General features: G+C 70.2%; 14 protein-coding genes. 9 read left to right on the forward strand and 5 right to left on the reverse strand.

The annotated features are described in order from the left end of the window. Positions 1 to 27: 27 nt before the first annotated feature. Positions 28 to 801 (reverse strand): motility protein A, encoded by a 774-nt coding sequence (locus tag J2X36_RS04680; protein ID WP_132253488.1) that lies wholly within the window; start codon positions 799 to 801, stop codon positions 28 to 30. A 293-nt stretch (positions 802 to 1,094) separates the two neighbouring features. On the opposite strand from J2X36_RS04680, the gene J2X36_RS04685 reads away from it, so the two are divergent. Further along, positions 1,095 to 2,873 carry a glucan ABC transporter ATP-binding protein/ permease gene (locus tag J2X36_RS04685; RefSeq protein WP_310346787.1) on the forward strand — a complete coding sequence of 593 codons (1,779 nt, stop codon included), beginning with the start codon at positions 1,095 to 1,097 and terminating at the stop codon, positions 2,871 to 2,873. A gap of 232 nt (positions 2,874 to 3,105) precedes the next feature. Here the strand turns inward: J2X36_RS04685 and J2X36_RS04690 are convergent, their stop codons facing one another. After that, positions 3,106 to 3,990 carry a YihY/virulence factor BrkB family protein gene (locus J2X36_RS04690; RefSeq protein WP_310346789.1) on the reverse strand — a complete coding sequence of 295 codons (885 nt, stop codon included), beginning with the start codon at positions 3,988 to 3,990 and terminating at the stop codon, positions 3,106 to 3,108. A 233-nt stretch (positions 3,991 to 4,223) separates the two neighbouring features. On the opposite strand from J2X36_RS04690, the gene J2X36_RS04695 reads away from it, so the two are divergent. Then, complete coding sequence (locus J2X36_RS04695) at positions 4,224 to 6,623, forward strand: PAS domain-containing protein (protein WP_310346792.1); 2,400 nt, start codon at positions 4,224 to 4,226, stop codon at positions 6,621 to 6,623. A 91-nt stretch (positions 6,624 to 6,714) separates the two neighbouring features. On the opposite strand, the gene xoxF1 is transcribed toward J2X36_RS04695, so the two are convergent. Then, positions 6,715 to 8,520, reverse strand: a complete 1,806-nt coding sequence (gene xoxF1 / locus J2X36_RS04700; protein ID WP_310346795.1) for a lanthanide-dependent methanol dehydrogenase XoxF1 — start codon at positions 8,518 to 8,520, stop codon at positions 6,715 to 6,717. A 768-nt stretch (positions 8,521 to 9,288) separates the two neighbouring features. On the opposite strand from xoxF1, the gene J2X36_RS04705 reads away from it, so the two are divergent. The 3 genes from J2X36_RS04705 (at position 9,289) to J2X36_RS04715 (ending at position 14,157) form a co-directional block, all read left to right on the forward strand. Beyond that, entirely contained in the window at positions 9,289 to 10,212 is a 924-nt protein-coding gene (locus J2X36_RS04705; protein WP_310346798.1) for a DMT family transporter, read from the forward strand. A 103-nt stretch (positions 10,213 to 10,315) separates the two neighbouring features. Beyond that, a complete protein-coding gene (locus J2X36_RS04710; protein WP_310346801.1) occupies positions 10,316 to 11,998 on the forward strand; it encodes an acyl-CoA dehydrogenase family protein in 1,683 nt (560 codons plus the stop codon). Between the two features lie 218 nt (positions 11,999 to 12,216). Beyond that, on the forward strand, positions 12,217 to 14,157 hold the full coding sequence (locus J2X36_RS04715; RefSeq protein ID WP_310346804.1) for a C1 family peptidase: 1,941 nt from the start codon (positions 12,217 to 12,219) through the stop codon (positions 14,155 to 14,157). 6 nt (positions 14,158 to 14,163) lie between these two features. On the opposite strand, the gene J2X36_RS04720 is transcribed toward J2X36_RS04715, so the two are convergent. Then, positions 14,164 to 14,349: a hypothetical protein gene (locus tag J2X36_RS04720; protein WP_132255719.1), complete on the reverse strand. Its 186-nt coding sequence runs from the start codon at positions 14,347 to 14,349 to the stop codon at positions 14,164 to 14,166. 143 nt (positions 14,350 to 14,492) lie between these two features. Continuing rightward, positions 14,493 to 15,785, reverse strand: a complete 1,293-nt coding sequence (locus J2X36_RS04725; protein WP_310346808.1) for a glycosyltransferase family 4 protein — start codon at positions 15,783 to 15,785, stop codon at positions 14,493 to 14,495. A 121-nt stretch (positions 15,786 to 15,906) separates the two neighbouring features. Here J2X36_RS04725 and J2X36_RS04730 point away from each other — a divergent pair, with 121 nt between their 5' ends. The 4 genes from J2X36_RS04730 (at position 15,907) to J2X36_RS04745 (ending at position 20,539) form a co-directional block, all read left to right on the forward strand. Then, positions 15,907 to 17,175, forward strand: a complete 1,269-nt coding sequence (locus J2X36_RS04730) for a glycosyltransferase (protein ID WP_310346811.1) — start codon at positions 15,907 to 15,909, stop codon at positions 17,173 to 17,175. A gap of 331 nt (positions 17,176 to 17,506) precedes the next feature. Further along, entirely contained in the window at positions 17,507 to 17,860 is a 354-nt protein-coding gene (locus J2X36_RS04735) for a phasin (RefSeq protein ID WP_132255722.1), read from the forward strand. Positions 17,861 to 18,037: 177 nt separating this feature from the next. Then, positions 18,038 to 18,874, forward strand: coding sequence for a hypothetical protein (locus J2X36_RS04740; RefSeq protein WP_310346814.1), 837 nt, complete (start codon positions 18,038 to 18,040; stop codon positions 18,872 to 18,874). A gap of 210 nt (positions 18,875 to 19,084) precedes the next feature. Beyond that, a complete protein-coding gene (locus J2X36_RS04745) occupies positions 19,085 to 20,539 on the forward strand; it encodes a Do family serine endopeptidase (RefSeq protein ID WP_310346816.1) in 1,455 nt (484 codons plus the stop codon). Positions 20,540 to 20,581 lie beyond the last annotated feature (42 nt).

Here is a 20,581-nt window from a genome sequence, read left to right on the forward strand (position 1 = left end):
GACAGCCCTCCTAGCGGCCCGCCGCGCTCACGCTGCGGCCTCGGCGAGTTCCTCGCGGTGATTGTGCGGCAGGTAGGCGATCAGCATCTCGCGCACGAGGGACGAACTCTTCTGGTCGCGGATCAGCAGGATGCCGTCGATGATGAGCGAGCGGGAGACGTCCTCCTCCTCGAGCTTCACGTGCAATTTGTCGGCGAGCGGCAGGGTGATCATGTTGGCGATCAGCGCCCCGTAGAGGGTGGCGAGCAGCGCCGTCGCCATGGCGGGGCCGAGCTTCGAGGGATCGGACATGTTGGCGAACATGGTCACCATGCCGAGGATGGTGCCGATCATGCCCCAGGCCGGCGCGCAATCGCCGAAGGCGCGATAGATCTTCGAGCCCTCGTCGAGATGCATCAGGAAGTTGTCGCGGTCGCGCTCCATCGTGTCGCGGATGAACTCGCGGTCGTAGCCGTCGGCGATGTAGCGGGCGCCCTGCGCCAGGAACGGGTCCGAGATCTCCATGTTCTCGAGCGCCATCGGCCCGCTCTTGCGCACCACGTCGGCGATCTTGGTGATCTCGTCGATGAGGTCGCGCGGCTTCACCGAGCGCATCGTGAAGGCGAAGCGCAGGCCCATCGGCAGGCCGTGCATGATGGTCGAGAAGGGGAACCGCATCATCGTGGCGGCGGTCGCGCCGCCGAAGATCACGATGACGGCGTGCTTGTCGAAATAGGCGGCGAAGTTGCCGCCGTCGATCATGATCAGCACGAACACGACGGCGAAGCCGCCGATCAGGCCGACACCGGTTGCGAGATCCATGACGACGATGCCTGACGGTAAGCCCGCGCCGTCCCTTCGGGACAACGTCGTCCCCATGAGTAGGGAAACGGGCTGAACGAACCGTAAAAGTGGCGACGATGGCCTTTACCGTGGCCCGTCCGTCTGGGAATGATTTCGGGCGCTCCGCGTCATGCGGCGTTCAGGCAGGATCTGCCATAAGCCACTCTACCTCGGACGGTTTCCAGCCTTCTTCCAGGCTGCGGAGCGCCGGGGCGCGCACGGCGAAGGACCGGGGTCACACCGGCCGCGTCGGGAGGTTTTCGGAGCTCGGGATGTCGATGTTTCGTCTCTACGGACGGGTGATGGGCCTTCTCGGCCCGGACAAGCGCCTCGCGATCGGCCTCGCCGTCGCGAACGTGGCCCTCGCGGTCGCGGCCTTCGCCGAGCCGCTGCTGATGGGCCGCATCATCGACCAGCTGACCCATCTGAGCCGCAACGCCGACGCGTTCGGCACGTTGGTGCCGCTGATCGGCGCCTGGGTCGCCTTCGGCTTCTTCACGATCGCGGCGGGCGTCGCCATCGCCCTGCACTCGGACCGGCTCGCCCATCGCAGCCGCCTCTCCACCATGGCGAACTACTTCGAGCACGTGCTCGACCTGCCGCTCGCCTTCCACTCGGCCAACCATTCCGGCCGCGTCCTCAAGGCGATGCTGGAGGGCACGAACGGCATGGCCTGGCTCTGGCTCGGCTTCTTCCGCGACCATTTCGCGGCCCTGGTCTCGCTCGGCGTGCTGCTGCCGCTGACGCTGTTCGTGAACTGGCAGCTCGGCTCGATCCTCGTCGTGCTGGTCGTCGTCTTCACGGGGCTGACCACCTTCGTGATGCGCCGCACGGAGGCGCTCCAGGGCGAGGTCGAGCACTATCATTCGGGCCTCGCGGCGCACGCCTCGGACGCGCTCGGGAACGTCGCGGTCATCCAGTCCTTCACCCGCGCCAAGGCGGAGAAGGAGGCGATGCACGGCATCATCCACAACCTGCTGAAGGCCCAGATCCCGGTCCTGTCCTGGTGGGCGCTCGCCGCGGTCGCGACGAAGGCCTCGGCGACCATCACCATGACGGCGATCTTCATCACCGGCATCGCCCTCTACCAGGCCGGCTCGACCACGGTCGGCGAGGTCGTCGCCTTCATGAGCCTCGCCACGATGCTGGTGGCGCGCCTCGACCACGTCGTCTCCTTCGTGAACGGGCTGTTCCAGCAGGCGCCGAAGATGGCCGAGTTCTTCGAGATCCTCGACACGGTGCCCGCCGTCCGCGACCGGCCGAACGCGCGGCCGATCGCGCGGCTCGACGGCGAGGTCAGCTTCGAGGAGGTCGGCTTCTCCTACGACGGCCGCCGCCCGGCCCTCGACGGCGTGTCCTTCACGGCGCGGGCCGGGGAGACGGTGGCGCTCGTCGGCACGACGGGCTCGGGCAAGTCGACCACGCTCGGCCTGCTGCACCGGACCTTCGACCCGGATGCGGGCGCGATCCGCATCGACGGGACCGACATCCGCGAGATCGGCCTCGCCTCCCTGCGCCACAATATCGGCGTCGTGTTCCAGGAGCCGATGCTGTTCGCCCGCTCGATCCGCGAGAACCTGCAGGTCGGCCGGCCGGACGCGACGGATTCCGAGATGCTCGACGCGCTGGAGCGGGCGCAGGCCAGCGAGTTCATCGCCCGCCAGCCCGACGGGCTCGACACCGTCATCGGCGAGCGCGGCCGTTCGCTCTCGGGCGGCGAGCGCCAGCGCCTCTCGATCGCGCGGGCGCTCCTGAAGAACCCGCCGGTCCTCATCCTCGACGAGGCGACGAGCGCCCTCGACGCGGCCACCGAGCGCAAGTTGCAGACCGCGCTGGAGGCGGTGATGGAGGGGCGCACGACCTTCGTGATCGCGCACCGCCTCGCCACGATCCGCAACGCCGACCGGATCCTCGTCTTCCACGAGGGGCGGATCGTCGAGAGCGGGAGCTTCGACGCGCTGGTGGCGGAGGGCGGGCGCTTTGCGGAGCTGGCGCGAGCCCAGTTCATGGCCGCCGAGAGCGAGCCGGCGGAGATGGCGCTCGCGGCCTGATCCCGATCACCGTGCGATCACCGTTCGGCGCCCCTCCGCGTAGATCGCGATCATCCCGGCGACCCGACACAAAACGGCCCGCCTCCCTTGTGGGAAGCAGGCCGGGCAAGGTGGAAACATCGCATGGAGCATGGGGCCAAGTCGCCGAACCGACGTTCGGTTCCCGCCCCGGCGCACGCGATCGTACGATGCGGCCGGCCGGGGCGCCCGTCCGGAGCGGGGGACGGAAGGCTCAGAGCATCGCCGCCCGCTCGTGCTTGGCCTGCATCCGGGCTTGGAGCCGCCGGCGCTTGGCGGCGATCACGGTGCCGTTGATCTCGCCGCCGAACAGGAACATGGCCGCGAGCCAGTAGAGGAAGACGAGGAACACCATCGCCGTGGCGAGGCCCCCGTAGGTGGAGGCGTAGGCCGAGGAGAAGCGGTCGAGGTAGAAGCCGAAGCCGAGGCCGGCCAGGAACCAGAGGGCGAGCGTCACCGCGACCCCCGGCAGAACCGACCAGAGCGAGCGCCGGCCGGCCGCCACGAATTTGTGGGCGATGACGAGCACCGTCATGATCAGGAAGGCCGTCACGCCGATCCGCCCGATCGCGACGGTGAGGCTGAGCGGCTCCAGCCCCGGGGCGACGTTGATGAGGTTGCGCCAGATCAGCGGCCCGAGCACCACGAGGAGCGCGAAGGCGAGCATCGCGAAGGCACCGCAGACCACGTAGCCGATCGATTCGAGGCGGGTCAGCCACCAGGGCCGCATCTCGCGCAACCCGTAGGCCCGGTTGAGGCCGACCCGCAGGCTCTCGACGCCGGAGGACGAGAAGTAGAGGGCGAGCACGGCGCCGAGGGTGAGAACGCCGCCGCGCTGCTCGGTCAGCACCCGGTGCATCTCGTTGACGATGGGCTTGGCCACCTCGCGGGGCCACGCGTCGAAGATCAGCACGCCGGCCTCGTCGGCGAGCGACTTCGTGCCGAACAGGCCGGCGACCGCCGCCAACAGGATCAGGAACGGGAACAGGGAGGTCAGCATCGAGAGCGCGATGTGGCTCGCGATGGCCCAGCCGTCATGGGCGACGAACCGCTGCGCGGCGATCCCGGCCACTTCGAAGCTGGTGCGGAGGCGTCTCACGGCGGGAAGCGGTCTCGGGAGGGCGGGCCGGTGCGGAATGCCGGCCGGATACGAAGAGCGCGGATCCGGTTCGTCAACGCGTCAGGCGGCAGGCGGCGCCGTTCGTCGGTCAGGTGACGATTTCGGGCAACGCCGCCGAAAGTCGCGCCCGGCCCGGCAGCGGCGCGAAGGGCGCGGCGAGGGCGGCCGCGCGGCGGGGTGACAGGCAGCGGGGAACGTGCGTTCTCTGCAGCATGGATGCCGAGCACGCGGAAGACTGGCCCGTCGGCGATGGGGAGATGGCCGCCCGCATCCGCGCGCACGATTGGGCGAGGACGCCGCTCGGCCCCATCCCATCCTGGTCAAGCCGCCTCAAGCTGATGGTCGAGCAGGTGCTGGCGAGCCCGCTCGTGGCGAGCCTCGTCTGCCGGCCCGACCACATCCTCATCTACAACGATCCCGCCGCCCGCCTCTACGGCGCGCACCACCCCGCCGCCCTCGGGCGGCCCCTGCCCGAGACCTGGCCCGAAGCCTACCCGGCCGTCGCCCAGCATTACGAGCGGGTCTTCGCGGGCGAGAGCGTGCACGTGCCGGCCCAGGCGCTCGCCGTGAGCGGACCGGGGCAGGTGTTCGACGCCTATCTCAGCCCCGTGCGGGACGGCGGGGGCTGCGTCGTCGCCGCCCACATGATCGGCTTCGAGATCAGTGGGCGGCTGCGGGCGGAGGCGGCCTTGCGCGCGAGCGAGGACCGGCAGGCCTTCCTGCTCAGGCTCAGCGACGCGCTGCGGCCGCTCACGGACCCGGTCGCGGCGCAGGGCGTCGCGTGCCGGCTGCTCGGCGAGCATCTCGGGGTCGACCGGGCCTGGTACGTCTCGGTGGACGAGGCGGCCGGCATCGCGCGGGTCGGGCGGGATTGGGTGCGCGACGGCGCGCCGTCTCTTTCGGGCGAGCATCCCGTCGCGCGCTTCAAGTGGTCCCTCGGCATCCTGCGCGGCGGGGCGTGCCACGCCGTGGACGATGCGCGGACCTCCCCGCTCGTCCCGGCAGAGGACCGGCCGGCGCTCGCGGCGCTCGAGATCGTCGCCTGCGCGGGGGCCCCCCTGATCAGGGATGGCGGCTTGGAGGGCGCGCTCTGCGTCGCGGGCCCCGCCACGAGGCCATGGCGCCCCGACGAGATCGAGCTTCTGCGCGAGGTGGCCGAGCGCCTCTGGGCCGCCATCCAGCGCGCGCGGGCCGAGGCGGCGCTCCGCGACAGCGAGGAGCGGTTCCGGCAATTCGCCGCCTCCTCGTCCGACGCCCTCTGGATCCGGGAGGCGGCGACGCTGGCGATGGAATATGTCAGCCCGGCCATCCGGGCGATCTACGGCGTGGAGCCGGAGGCGATCCTCGGCGATCCGAAGCGCTGGGCCGGGCTCATCGTGCCCGAGGACCGCGACGCGGCCATCGCGCATCTGGAGCAGGCCCGGCGCGGCGAGGCGGTGACGCACGAGTTCCGCATCCTGCGCCCGAGCGACGGCGCCTTCCGCTGGGTCCGCGACACCGATTTCCCGCTCCTCGACGCGGCAGGCCGCGTCCAGCGCGTCGCCGGCATCGCCGAGGACGTGACCGAGGCCAAGCAGGCCGCCGAGCACCAATCCGTGCTGCTCCTCGAATTGCAGCACCGGGTACGCAACATCCTGGTCATGATCCGCTCCATCGCCGCCCGCACCGGCGACACGGCCGGCGACGTGGGCGATTACCGCGACCTGCTCGAAGGACGCCTGCGGGCGCTCGCCCGGACGCAGGTGCTGCTGACCCGGGCCGCCAATGCCGGCGTCGATCTCGCCTCGCTGATCCGCGCCGAGGTGGAGGTTCAGGCCGCGCGCGAAGGCCAGTTCACGCTCGCGGGGGCCGGGCTGCTTCTGGCGCCGAAGGCCGCCGAGGTGCTGACGCTCGCGGTGCACGAACTGGCGACGAACGCGCTGAAATACGGCGCCTTCTCGCACGCGGCCGGGCGCCTCGCCGTCGCGTGGCGCGTCGCCCAGGCGGAGGACGGGCCCCGCCTGCTCATCGACTGGGTCGAGACGGGAGCGCCCGCGCCCCTCGCGCCGCCGCAGCGGCAGGGCTTCGGAACGACGCTCATCGAGCAGCGTATCCCCTACGAGCTGAAGGGACGGGGCCGCCTCAGCTTCGAGCCGGACGGCCTGCGCTGCCGCCTGGAATTCCCGCTGCGGCAGGGCGACAGCATCCTGGAAACGGACACCGTCGTTCTGAGCACGACGATCGCGGGGGGATCGCTGGACATGGCGGGCGAGCCGGACCTCAGCGGATGCAGGGTCCTGGTGGTCGAGGACGATTACTACATCGCGACCGACACCGAGCGCGCCCTGCGCGGGGCGGGGGGCACGGTGCTGGGGCCGGTCGGGAGCGAGGATCAGGCCCTGGGCCTGATCGCCCGCGAGGCGCCGGATTGCGCGGTGGTGGACATCAATCTCGGGGCGGGGGTCCGCTTCTCGGTGGCCGAAGCCCTGCAGGAGCGCGGCGTGCCCTTCGTGTTCGTGACGGGCTACGACGACGTGATGATTCCGGCCCGGTTCGACGCCGTCGAGCGCCTGCGCAAGCCGGTCGAGTTCCGGCAGGTCGTGCGGGCCGCGGCCCGGCTGTGCGCGGCCTGAGAAGACCCGCTGTCGCGTGCAGGCCGCCCATGGTGATGCCGGCGCGGAATCCCGCGCCGGCATCGATTCGCCCGAAGCTGACCGACCGGCTTTAGTTGTTCGGCAGCGTGAAGACGGTGAGCTGACCGCCGAGATTGGTGTAGCTCGTCAGAGCCGCGTAGCCGCCGACCGCGCCGAGACCGGCATTCGGATCGGTCAGGCCCGCCGCCAGGCCGATGCCGGCCCAGCCGCCGACACCCGACAGGATGCCGACATACTGCTTGCCCTTGTGCTGGTAGGTCATCACGTTGCCGATGATGCCCGACGGGGTCTTGAACTTGTAGAGTTCCTTGCCCGTCTTCGAGTCGACCGCCTTCAGGTAGCCTTCCAGCGTGCCGTAGAAGACCACGTCACCGGCGGTGGCGAGCGCGCCGCCCCAGGCGGAGAACTGCTCCGGGTTCGACCACTTGATCTTACCGTTCACGCCGTCCCAGGCGATGAAGTTGCCCATGCCGCCATGCGAGTTGGGGGCCGGGTACATCGACAGGGTCGCGCCGACATAGGGCTGGCCCGGGGTGTAGGACACCTTGAAGGGCTCGTAATCCATGCAGACGTGGTTAGTGGGCACGTAGAACAGCTGTGTCTTCGGCGAGTAGGCCGCGGGCTGCTGATCCTTGGTGCCGAGGGCGGCCGGGCAGATGCCCTTCGAGTTCACGTCCTCGCCGTTCTGCTCGGTCGAGTATTTCGACACGACCAGCGGGCGGCCGTAGGTGGGGGACTTCTTGTCCATGTCGACCTTGGTGGCCCAGTTCACCACCGGATCGAACTTCTCCGCCACCAGCAATTCGCCGGTCGCGCGGTCGAGGGTGTAGCCGAAGCCGTTGCGGTCGAAGTGGGTCAGCAGCGGACGCTCCTTGTCGCCGACCTTCTGGTCGGAGAGGATCATCTCGTTGACGCCGTCGAAATCCCACTCGTCGTGCGGGGTCATCTGGTAGACCCAGCGCGCCATGCCCGTATCGGCGTCGCGGCCCCAGATCGTCATCGACCAGCGGTTGTCACCCGGACGCTGCTTCGGGTTCCAGGTCGAGGGGTTGCCCGAGCCGTAATAGACGAGATTCAATTTCGGGTCGTAGGAGTACCAGCCCCAGGTGCAGCCGCCGCCGGTCTTCCACTGATCGCCTTCCCAGGTCTTCAGCGAGGAATCCTTGCCGACCGGCTTGCCGAGATGGGTCGTCTTCTCGGGATCGACCAGAAGCTGATCGTCGGGGCCGACCGAGTAGCCGCGCCAGACTTTCTTGCCGGATTTCAGGTCGTAGGCGGTGACGTGGCACTGCACGCCGAACTCGCCGCCCGAGATGCCGACGATGACCTTGTCCTTCACCGGCAGCACGGTGGCGGTGTTGGTCTCGCCCTTCTTCGGGTCGCCGTTGACGACCGACCAGTTCACCTTGCCCGACTTGGCATCGAGCGAGACGAGAGTGGTGTCGGCCTGGTGCAGCAGGATGGCGCCGTCGGCATAGGCCAGGCCACGGTTGACCGTGTCGCAGCACATGACCGGGATCACGGACGGGTCCTGCTTGGGCTCGTACTTCCAGACGATCTTGGCGTCGTGGTCGAGGTCGAGCGCGTAGACGATGTTGGGGAAGGGGGTGTGCACGTACATCATGTTGCCGACGACGAGCGGGGAGCCCTCGTGGCCACGGAGCACGCCGGTCGAGAAGGTCCAGGCGACCTGGAGGTTCTTGACGTTGCCGGCGTTGATCTGGTCGAGCTTCGAGTAACGGGTGTTGGCGTAGTCGACCGTCTGAAGCACCTGCTGGGCCGGGTCCTGGCTGCGCTTCAGCACGTCCTCATTGGCGAGCGCGGGCGTGGCGGCTGCCAGACCTGCACCGAGGGCGAGACAATGGACCGCTCTCATGATTCCTCCGTGGCATTTTCTCGACCGATCCGGCGGCACGATTGCCGCCGGGCTTCGGGGTTGCTGGAAAAGCGCGTGGCGCATCTCTCCTCGTCAGTCTTGGACCCGATCAGACGAGTCTAGAACGACGATCTCTCAATCAATAATCAGATTTGAGAAAATAGCAATAAGGGTAATATAAATATTCGTCTATTGATATCATGAAACCATAGATCTTCTCTGCCGCAGACACCGATAGTGCCGGCACGTTGATCGTCAAACTCAGCAAGACTGACGAATAAAAGCCTGATCTTTCCGCCGATGTTCTGTTGACTTGGCGGGGATGATCGTTAGGGTCACTCCTGTTTGCGACTGGATCTTACGGCTCTTCAGCTTGGACCGCTCGGGAGCTTATCGATCACGGCGAGGCTAACCGGCCTCGCCGTTTCTTTTCGTGCGTCGTTGCGCAAGTCGGGCCTTGGCGGCGCGATGTCCCGCCTCCTGCGAAGACAGTGTTGCGGCACATTCGGGGAGCATGAAATCTTTCTCAGAACGAGTCAAATGACGGGATGATTTGGCAATCACTGCCGGTCAAATCAGACGCTTGCGCCGGGTGTTTGAGCAAGACGAGGCAGAAGAATAGGAGCATAATCCGTTTCTGTGCCACCCTGGGCTCGCCGCCTCGCCGCTCCGGTCGATCGGACGAGAAGCGGGTTCCCCGCGCCGTCATGGGAGCCCTGCGCCCGCGCGGTTGCCTTGCGCGGCCGGGCATGCTGCCTGCCGCTCGCCATGCCCAGGATTTCCCCCGCATCGTCCGAGGCCGGGCGGCTGCTCGCCCCGCTCGTGCCGAGCCTGTTCGTCGTCATCTGGGCGACGGGGTTCGTCGCGGCGCGCTTCGTGGCTCCCTTCGCGGAGCCGCTGACCTTCGTGGCGATCCGCGTTACCGGGGTCGCCCTCGTGCTCGCGTCGCTCGCCCTCGTCATGCGGGCGCCCTGGCCGCAGGGACGGGCCGGCTGGCGCGACGCCCTCGTGGCCGGCGTGCTGATGCAGGGCTTCTACGTGGCCGGCGTGTTCTGGTCTGTCCATCGCGGGCTGCCGGCCGGCATCGCCGCCCTGGTCGGGAGCCTGCAGCCGCTCCTCACCGCGATGCTGGCCCGGCCCATCCTCGGCGAGTATGTGAGCCGCCGCCGCTGGCTCGGCATCGGGGCGGGCTTCGTCGGGGCCGCGCTGGTCCTCGCCCCGAAGGTCGGCGCGGCCGACGCCTCCGGCATCCCGCCCGTCGCGCTCGGGGCCTGCCTCGGGGCGATGGCCGCGATGACGCTCGGCACCCTCTGGCAGAAGCGCACGGGCGCCGGCGCCAACCTCGTCACCAACGCCGCCGTGCAATTCGTCGGCGCGGCCCTCCTCACGATCCCGATGGCGCTCGCCTTCGAGGCGGGCCGGATCGAGAACGTCCCCTCGTTCTGGCTCGGCCTGTCCTGGTCGATCCTCGTCAACTCGGTCGCGGGGATCCTGCTGCTGCTCTGGCTGATCCGGCGGGGCGCCGTGGCGGGCGTCGCCTCGCTCCTGTTCCTGGTGCCGCCCGTCTCGGCCGCGATTGCCTTCGCCCTGTTCGGCGAGACCCTCAGCCCGGTCCAGTTCGCCGGCATGGCGGTCGCCGCCGCGGGTGTCGCCGTCGCCAGCCGGGCCGAGGCGGGCCGGCCAAAAGTATAATGAATTCAGGGGCTCTCAGGCGGGGAGAGCGACATAAAACCTCTACTGTCATGGCCAACCTGCCTATAATGACCCCAAGACCTTCCTTCACGAGAGACCGCCTATGTCAGCCTCACCCGCCCTCTCGCCCGCGCCGCAGGACCTCGTCTCGCTGAGCCGCGAAGCGGCCGACGACGCGAAGAAGCTCGTCGCCGAGGCGACCCGCCGCGTCCGCAGCCGGGTCCTGTCGCCCGAGGGCAAGCTGGATTCCGCCAAGCTCGAGACCGAGCAGCACGCGACCCACGGCCTCGCCTGGCTCGCCACCTACGGCGAGGCCGTGCGCGAGCTCGCCCACTACGCCGCCAATCTGGAGGCGGCCGGCCGCCTCGGCGAGACCGAGACGCTGCTCGTGCGGATCGGCCTGGGCGAGTATCTCGACCAGATGTTCGGCGGCATCCCGATGAGCCAGGGCGAGATGGTGCGCCCGACCACCTCGCTCGGCCTCTCGGCCCGCGAGCTCGCCCAGTTCCGCACCGGCGCCATCGAGGCGATGATCGCGGACGGCAACACGCCCGAGCACCGCGCCGCGCTGGTGGCGCGGATCCGCGACGGCGGCGGCTCCGCCACGGTCGGCGATTCCGGCCTCGACGAGGACATGGAGGCGATCCGCACCGAGATGCGCCGCTTCGGCAAGGCCGAGGTGGTGGAGAAGGCGCAGGAATGGCACCGGGAGAACGCCTACATTCCGATGGAGATCATCGAGAAGATGGCCGAGCTCGGCGTCTTCGGCCTGACGATCCCCGAGGAATACGGCGGCATGGGGCTGCCCAAGATCTCGATGTGCGTCGTCTCGGAGGAGCTGTCCCGCGCCTATATCGGCGTCGGCTCGCTCGGCACCCGCACCGAGATCGCCGCCGAGCTGATCCTGTGCGGCGGCACCGAGGAGCAGAAGCATCGCTTCCTGCCCAAGCTCGCCTCCGGCGAGATCCTGCCGACTGCCGTGTTCACCGAGCCGAACACGGGCTCGGACCTCGCCTCGCTCCGCACCAAGGCGGTGAAGGACGGGGACACCTGGAAGATCTCGGGCAACAAGACCTGGATCACCCATCCGGTGCGCGCCGACATCATGACGGTGCTCGTGCGCACGAAGCCCGAGGAGAAGGGCCATCGCGGCCTCTCGATGCTGATCGCCGAGAAGCCGCGCGGCTCGGATGCGGACCCGTTCCCGGTGCAGGGCCTGTCGGGCGGCGAGATCGAGGTTCTCGGCTATCGCGGCATGAAGGAATACGAGCTCGCCTTCGAGAATTTCGAGGTGCCGGCAGGAAACCTCCTCGGCGAGGTCGAGGGCAAGGGCTTCGCCCAGCTCATGCAGACCTTCGAATCGGCCCGCATCCAGACGGCGGCGCGCGCCATCGGCGTCGCGCAATCGGCCCTCGACGTGGCCCTGCGCTACGCGGAGGAGCGGGTGCAGTTCGGCAAGGCGCTCGTGAACTTCCCGCGCGTGGCCGACAAGCTCGCCATGATGGCGGTCGAGATCAACATCGCCCGCCAGCTCACCTACTTCTCGGCCCGCGAGAAGGACGAGGGCAAGCGCTGCGACCTCGAGGCCGGCATGGCCAAGCTGCTCGGCGCCCGCGTCGCCTGGGCGGCGGCCGACAACGCCCTGCAGGTCCACGGCGGAAACGGCTTCGCGCTGGAATACACGGTCAGCCGCATCCTCTGCGACGCGCGCATCCTCTCGATCTTCGAGGGCGCGGCCGAGATCCAGGCCCAGGTCATCGCCCGCCGCCTGCTCGAGACGGTCTGAGCCGGGGCTCGCCCGGCGCGAAGCATCGACGAGACGGGGCGGCCGGGAGCAACGAATCCCGGCCGCCATGCCCATCATCGATCGGCGGCCGGGATCTTCGGCGCGAACGATCTTTCCTGCAGCATCCTGCAGGATCTCGCCTTCTCCCACCCATCGCCGGATCTATAGTTCCCTCCAGGACGGCGCGCGTCGACCGATTCGCCGCCGCGAGGGAGGGGATGATGGCGGGGCGGAAACAAAAGGCGCCGACGCGCCGGCTCGACGCCCTGCCCGACACCGTCGATTTCCGCGACGCGCTCTACGTCCCGGCGCTGATCGCGGTGAGCGCGATCTCGGATATCGAGGGTTATCGGAGGGCCGCAATCCCCGTGCTCGACCAGGGCCGCGAGGGCGCCTGCACGGGCTACGGCCTCGCCACGGTCGCGAACTACCTCCTGCAGGCGCGGGGCAAGGACCCCTCCGCCGACGAGGTTAGCGCCTGGATGCTCTACACGATGGCCAAGCGCTACGACGAGTGGCCGGGCGAGGACTACGAGGGCTCGAGCGCCCGCGGCGCCATGAAGGGATGGCACAAGCACGGGCTCTGCGCGAAGGCCCTGTGGCAGGACGCCGATCCGAACCGCACCCTCACCGAGGCGCGCTCCGCGGACGCGCTGAGGCGCCCGCTCGGCGCCTATTTCCGGGTGAACCACAAGGATCTCGTCGCGATGCACGCGGCGATCGGTGAGGTCGGGATCCTCTACGCGACGGCGAGCGTCCACGAGGGCTGGCAGCAGGTCGGGACGGGCGACGAGCGGATCGCCTACCGTCCCGGCGCCGTGCCCATCGGCGGGCACGCCTTCGCGATCGTGGGCTACAACCGCGAGGGCTTCTGGATCCAGAACAGCTGGGGGCGCGACTGGGGCGCGGACGGCCTCGCCCTCGTCACCTATGCCGACTGGTTCGCGAACGGCACCGACGTGTGGGTGGCCGCGCTCGGAGCCCCGATCGAGCTCGCCGAGGATGCCGGCCCGGCCGCGATGCTGTCCGGCGCGCCGCGCAGCTACGAGAGCCGGATCTACGCCGATCTCCGCCCGCACATCATCACGGCGAAGAACGACGGCATCCTCGACGACAAGGGGGCCTACGGGCTGACGGAGGCCGGCCTGAAGGACATCGTCGCGGAGCGGATGCCGCGGCGGATGGCCGGCTGGGCCCGCAAGCGCGTGGTGCTCTACGCCCATGGCGGGCTCGTCTCGGAGGAGGCCGCCGTCCAGACGGTGGCCAGCAACCTCGATCCGCTGCTCAAGGCGGAGGTCTACCCGCTCTCCTTCATCTGGCGCTCCGACGCGCTCTCGACGATCGGCAACATCCTGCGCGACGCGCTCGGCAGGCGGCGCAGCGAGGGGATCCTCGACGCGGCGAAGGACTTCATGCTCGACCGGATCGACGACACCCTCGAGCCGCTCGCCCGCCTGCTCGGCGGCAAGGCGCTCTGGGACGAGATGAAGGAGAACGCCACCCGCGCCACGACTCGCGCGAAGGGCGCAGCCCGGCTGACGGCGGCGCACCTCGCCGACCTGAGCAAGAGCGGAGCGATCGACGAGATCCACCTCGTCGGCCACAGCGCGGGCGCGGTCTTCCACGCCCATCTCGCGAGCCATCTGGCCGCCGAAAGCGTGCCCGTCAGGAGCCTGACGCTCTGGGCGCCGGCCTGCACCATGGCGCTCTTCGACGCGGTCTACCGGCCGCTGATCGACGCGCGGGCAATCGAGAGCTTCGATCTCTACACGCTCGACGACGCGACCGAGCAGGACGATGATTGCGCCGGCCTCTACAACAAGTCGCTGCTCTACCTCGTGCGCGCCGCGTTCGAGGAGCGGGCGGGGATCTTCGGCGGAACGCCGCTCCTCGGCCTGGAGCGGGACGCGCGGTCCATCCCCGCCGCGTTCTGGCGGCCGAAACGGACCGCCTGGCACTTGGCGCCGGGGCCCGACAGCAAGGCCCTGCATCACGGCGACTTCGACAATGACCCCGCCACGCTCCTGTCGACGCTCCGCCGGATCACGGAGCAACCTCAGCCGGTGGCCGTCGTCGAGGCGGCGCGCGCGGGCCGAACCCGCTCCAGAGCGGCCAACCGGCAGATCCGGCGAAGGCTCGACCTCGTGCCTGCGCGCTGAGGCAGCCTACTTCGTGATCTTCACGGAGATCGGATCGCTCGACGGGAACGTCTCCTCCAGCGCCTCGTCCAGGCGCTCGCTCATCGCCTCCTGGCGGTTCTCGGGATTCTTCGCGTCGCCGGGCTTCGCGCTGCCCTGCTGGAAGCCGGGCTTGTCCTGCCCCTCGGGGGGCTTCGTCGTGGTCTCGGCCATCTTGGCACTCCTCTGACGCGGGAGGCACCGGGGCCGGTGCCGATACGCGTCAACGCAGGGGGCGGACGGGTGTTTCCGCTTCCGCGGTCGGGCTCCGTCGACCGATCCCGCGAAACGGCGGGGGCGCGGGCGCCCCCTGCGGATCAGCCTTCCGCCGCGCCCCGCTTGCCGAAGGGTAGGGTGAGCGCGGCACCCGGAACGGGACGCGCGGCGCGGGCGGTGGCGGCCTCGCGCATCACCGCGTCGTAGACGAGCATCAGCCGGTCGAGATGCGCGTCGAGGGTGAGGGGCGACGACCAGTAGCGGTCATGCGCGGCGCGGCCCATCCTCTCGGCGAGCTCGTCGTCGGCGAGGCGACGCAGATGCGCGGCCAGCGCGTCCGGATCGCCGGAGCGGAACCAGAAGCCGGTCTCGCCGTCCTCCACCGCCTCGCGGCCGGCGCAGGCGTCGCTGACGATCACGCCCGTGCCGCAGGCGAGCGCCTCGTGGACGGTGAGGGGCTGCCCCTCGTACCAGACGCTCGGGAAGACGAGGGCGCGGGCCTCGCGCAGCAGCGCCTGCACCGAGGCGGAATCCTGCCAGCCGAGCATCACCGCCTCGGGATAGCGCGCGGCGAGCATCCCCGCCTGCTCCCCGTCGCCGGCGAAGACGGGGCGGATGCCGGCACGCCGCGCGGCTTCCGCGAAGATCGGCGCGCCCTTCTCCGTCGAGATCCGGCCGACGAAGAGGAACGCGCCGCCGGCCTTCGGCCGCGGCGGGGCCTCGGGCACCGGGATCGGATTCGGCACGCGGTGGAAGGTCGTGGCGCGGGGCAGGTGCTGGGCGGCGGCCCGCTCCTGCAGGTCACTGATCGTGATCACGTGGCGGAACAGATCCGGCAGGCGGGCGACGGTCTCGAGCCCGAGATGCCGCACCACGCGCAGGAGCTTGCGCGGGTAGGAGCGGGCGTCGCAATTCGTGGTCAGGCAGTCCCGCGACATCGGCGTGCGATGGCAGATGCGGGCCGCCGGATACTCGTAGAACCCGCCATTCGGGCATACGAGAAAGAACTCGTGCATCGTGTAGAGGAGGGGCAGCCCGCTCGCGCGCAGAGCCGTCCCGATCGAGGGCGAGAGCGCCTTGGCGAAGGCGTGAACGTGCACGATCGTGTCGCGCGGGTCGACGCGCTCCAGTTCCGCGGCGAGGCGCCGTGCGGCCGTGCGGTTCCAGATGGCCTGGACGGCGAAGGCGAGCTTGCTCGGCGCGGTCGCGATGTCGTGCTGGTCGAGGCAGACGACGCGGATGCCGGCCTGCGCGAGGCGCGGGTCGGCCGGCCCCACGGCCGCGAAGAGGGTCACCCGGTGGCCGCGGCCGGCCAGCCCGAGCGCCGAATCGATCGCGACCTTGGCTTGGCCGCCGTTCACGAAGGCGTGGTCGGCGACGAGTACGACGTGCAAGGCAACACCATCCCGGCGCCGGAAACTGTCCTCCATTTACCGGACGGCAGTTGATTGCGCGTAAACCCCGGACCTCCGCCCGAAGAATTCGCGCCGCGGATTCTCGCGTTCCGAGCGCGCCATGCACGTCGTCATCCTGGCGGAATTCGCCGTTCCGAGCGGCGGGGCCGAGAAGGTCGCGCTCGAATCGGCGCGGGGACTGGCCGAGCGCGGGCTCGACGTGACCTTCATCCAGGGCGCCGCCGGCCCCGTCGACCCGATCCTCGACCATCCCCGGCTCCGGCACGTCGCCCTCGGCCTGCCCGACATCTGGAGCCGGCCGGCCCTGTCGGCGGCGGCGTCCGGCATCTGGCACGGCCGGGCGGCGCAACGCCTCTCCGCCGCCCTCGCGGGCCTGCCGCGGGCCGATTGCCTGCACCTCCACCAATGGACGCGCTCGCTCTCGCCGAGCGTCTTCCCCGTGCTGCTCGGGGCGGGTGTGCCCGTCGTCGTCACGCTGCACGACTACTTCCTCGCCTGCCCGAACGGCGTCTACTACCGCTTCGACCGGGCCGAACCCTGCGCGCTGCGGCCGCTCTCCGGGGCCTGCCTCGCCGCGCCCTGCGACGCCCGGAGCCGGGCGCACAAGCTGGTGCGGGTGGCCCGCACCGGCGCCCTTCGCGCGGCCGCCGGGACCGGCAGGCTCCACCTCGTCCATGTCTGCGACGCGACGCGCTCCCGGACTGAGGGGATGCTGCGGGGCCTCGCGGCTGCCCACCACCGGATCGACAACCCCGTCGGGGTCGCGCGCGGCGCGCCGGCACGGCCCGAGCGAGGTGACGCGATCGTCTATGTGGGCCGCATGACCGAGGAGAAGGGCGCCGACCTCGTGGCGGACGCCGCCGAAGCGGCCGGGTTGCCCGCGCTCTTCATCGGCTCGGGTCCGCTGGCGGAATCGTTGCGCGGGCGCCCCGGACTCGAGATCCTCGGCTGGCGGAGCCCGGCGGAGGTTCAGGCGATCCTGCGGGCGCGAGCCCGCGCCGTGGCCGCCCCCTCCCGCTGGCTGGAGACGGGGCCGCTCACGATCTACGAGGCGCTCGCCGCCGGAATCCCGGTCGTCGCCTCCGAGCGGTCCGGAGCCTCCGAGAAGGTCCGCCACGGCCAGACCGGTTTCGTCGTCGCGCCCGAGCCCGGCGCGCTCGCCGCCGCCTTCGCGGTCCTGCGCGACGACGCCCTGGTCGAGGATCTCGGCCGGGAGGCCCACGCGCGGTACTGGGCCGCCTCCATGGACCTCGGCGCCCATTGTGCGGCGCTCACCGACTTGTACCGGAGCCTCGCCCGCGCGGATTTGGTTGCACCGCAACAGAGAGGCGCGGCCGTGGCCGCCTCTCGCTCCGCGCCCGGGGAATAATCGGCGGGGCGCATAGGGGCCGCGAGGCTATAATCCGCTCCTACCTCCGCGCGGGAGGAAGGATTTTGACCTCTTCGTACCGTCGCTGACAATTCCGTGACCTGAATTCAAGATACGGGTCCGGGCTGCATCCGCGATTTGACGCGTGGCCGTGCCCATTCTAAGCTCTCTGCCTGCGTCGCGCTCAGCTTCTAGAGAGTTGAGAGAGTTCGACCGATGACAGATGCCGCTCCGCCGGCCTGTTGACTTCTTTGCTGCAATGCAACATAAGTCCGGTCGTTGATCGCGGCCCGAAGCGCCGCATCGGACGCAAGACCTGCGAGGAGACGATATGACGACCCAGACCTTCGAGATTCCGAGCGAGCTGCGCGACTTCGCCGAGAAGTCCGTCGATCAGGCGCGTACCGCGGTCGGCACGCTGATCAGCAACTCCGTCAAGGCGGCCGATCAGGTCCAGTCTTCGTCGCAGACGTTCCAGTCCACCCTTCAGGCCGCCGTCGCCAAGGGCTTCGACCACGCCCAGAGCAACGCGAACGCGACCTTCGACTTCGCGCAGAAGCTCGTGCGCACCAAGGACCTCCGCGAGGCCTTCGAGCTGCAATCCGAGTTCGTCCGCAGCCAGTTCGCCGCCCTTCAGGCCCAGGCGAAGGATTTCGGCGCCCTCGCGCAGAACGCCGCCCGCTGATCGGGCCCGGCCCGGCCCCACGGGGCCGGGCCTCGTACCCCGCCGGCCGAACCCGGCGCGGGACCATCGTGAATCGCCTCGACGAGGCCCCGTTTGAGGTCGGCCGGGGGCTGACATCGGCCCGCCGCGCCGCCACCGTGCGCGATCGGGACCGAGGGGTGTTGAGGAGACCAAGCCATGGTGAAACGGCCTACACATCAGCCGTCCCGCACGGCCGGGCGGCGCGCGCCGCGCGCGTTGGCGAGCGCGACATCGAACAAGGACGCGGTGAAATCCGCCCTGCCGAAGGCCGCACCCGGCCCGGCTTCCGCGCTAAAGCCCGCGCCGCAGGCGGCGAAGCCCGCGCCTGAAGTGGCGAAGCCCGCCCCCGCGAAGGCGCCCCCCGCACCGGCTCCCAAGGCTTCGGCCGCCCCCAAGGCTCCGGCTGCGAAGCCGGTCGAGAAGGCCGTCGAGAAGGTCGCCCAGGCGAGCTCCGCCGTGCAGAAGCCGGCCGAGATCAAGCCCGCCGCCAAGTTCGATCCCAAGACCGAATCGAAGCCCGAGACGAAGCTGCTCGACAGCGTGTCGCCGGCCTCGCTGACGAAGCCCGCCCAGAGCCCGGCTCCCGTCGCGGTCGCCCAGAAGGCGGTCGAGGCCGCGGTCGAGGTCGCCAAGGCGGCGCCCGCCGCCACGGCCAAGGCGGCCGAGACGGTGCGGACGGAAGTCCGGAACGCGGCCGAGAAGGCCGCCGAGACCGCCCCGCGCGCCGCGAAGCTGCCCTTCGAGCTCCTGAGCGTCAGCCTCTCGACGCCGTCGATCGACGTCAGCGGCATCAACGCGACGGTGCTCGCCTTCATCCGCAACGAGAGCGCGGCGGCGCTCAGCCACCTTCAGGCCCTCGGCACGGCGAAGTCGCCGGCGGACCTGATCCGGCTTCAGGTGGCCGAGCTGCAGCGCGTCGCCGACGCCTCGCTCACCTGCTGGAACGACGTCGCCCGCAAGGCGAGCCGGATCGTCGAGCGCCCGAAGGCGTGAGGCCGGCCGAGGGCGGAAACGTCCTGAAGAGACCCCGGGCGCCGGTGAGGCGCGCCCGGGACGTCGGCGCGAAGGTGCGACGCCGACTCTCGCGCGCCGCAATCGGCAGCGCTACATAGCTCCCGGACAACCGCCCTGCGCCCGTGCCGTCCCGTGGACGTCCGGTCGATGCGGGTGCGGATGCCGATCCGTGCCATTCGGGAGCCCTGCATGATCCGTTCGCCCCTTCCGCTCGCCCTCGCCGGCGCGGTCGCGCTCGTCCTCGCGGGGATGCCCGCCTCCGCGCAGATGATGAAGACGCCGGAGGCCGCGCCCGCGAAGGGGGCGCCGCAGACCCGCGGCGAGGTCCAGCTCTCCTTCGCGCCGGTGGTGAAGCGGGCCGCGCCCTCGGTGGTGAATGTCTACGCCTCCCACGTCGACAAGCGCCCGCAGGCGCGCGCCAACGCCATGGACGAGTTCATGCGCCGGTTCTTCGGCGAGCCGGGGCGCGGCGGGCGCGGCATGCCGGGCGAGCGGGCCCAGCGCTCCCTCGGCTCCGGGGTGATCGTGGACGATGCGGGCCTCGTCATCACGAACAACCACGTCATCGACAACATGAACGAGGTGCGCATCGCGCTCGCCGACCGGCGCGAGTTCGAGGCGACGATCGTGCTGCGCGACCCGCGCACCGACCTCGCGGTCGTGAAGATCAAGAACCCGGGCAGCGCCCTCGTCTCGATGCCCTTCGGCGATTCGGAGACCCTCGAGGTCGGCGATTTCGTGATGGCGATCGGCAACCCGTTCGGCGTGGGCCAGACGGTCACGCAGGGGATCGTCTCGGCGCTCGCCCGCACGCAGGTCGGCTCCTCGGACTACCAGTTCTTCATCCAGACGGATGCGGCGATCAACCCGGGCAATTCGGGCGGCGCGCTCGTCGATCTGCAGGGCCGCCTCGTCGGCATCAACACGGCGATCTACTCGCAATCCGGCGGCAGCCACGGCATCGGCTTCGCCATCCCCGCCGGGATGGTGAAGGCGGTGGTCGACGCGGCCAAGGGCGGCGACAGCACGGTGCGCCGCCCCTGGCTCGGCGCCCGGGTGCAGAGCGTGACGACCGACATCGCCGAGAGCATGGGCCTCGACCGGCCGACCGGCGTCCTCGTCGCGAGCCTCCAGGCCAAGAGCCCGGCGGAGGAGGCCGGCCTCAAGCGCGGCGACCTGATCCTCTCCGTGGACGGCCAGAACGTCGACGACCCGGAAGCCTTCGGCTACCGCTTCGCCCTCAAGGGCATCTCCGGCCAGACCAAGTTCGGCGTGCTGCGCGGCACGGGGCGCACGGCGGTGACGGTGAAGCTCGGGCCCGCACCCGAGACGCGGCCGCGCGACGTCCTGAAGGTGCGCACCCGCTCGCCCTTCCTCGGCGCGACGCTCGTGAACACCTCGCCCGCCGTGGCCGAGGAGCTTCAGGTCGAGCTGCCCGGCGAGGGCGTCGCGGTCCAGGCCGTCGAGGACGGCTCGGTCGCGAGCCGCGCCGGCCTGCAGAAGGGCGACCTGATCGTCGCCATCAACGGCGTGCCGATCTCGACCACGAAGGACCTCGAGCGCGTGACCCGCAACACGCTGAACATGTGGGAGGTCTCGATCAACCGCGGCGGCGAGGTGCTGACCTCGGTGTTCGGGGGGTAGCGCGGCGGTTGCGGGCGGCGAGCGGCGTGACTAGGGTCTGGC

Source organism: Methylobacterium sp. BE186 (assembly GCF_031457035.1).
GTDB classification, from domain to species: Bacteria; Pseudomonadota; Alphaproteobacteria; order Rhizobiales; family Beijerinckiaceae; genus Methylobacterium; species Methylobacterium segetis.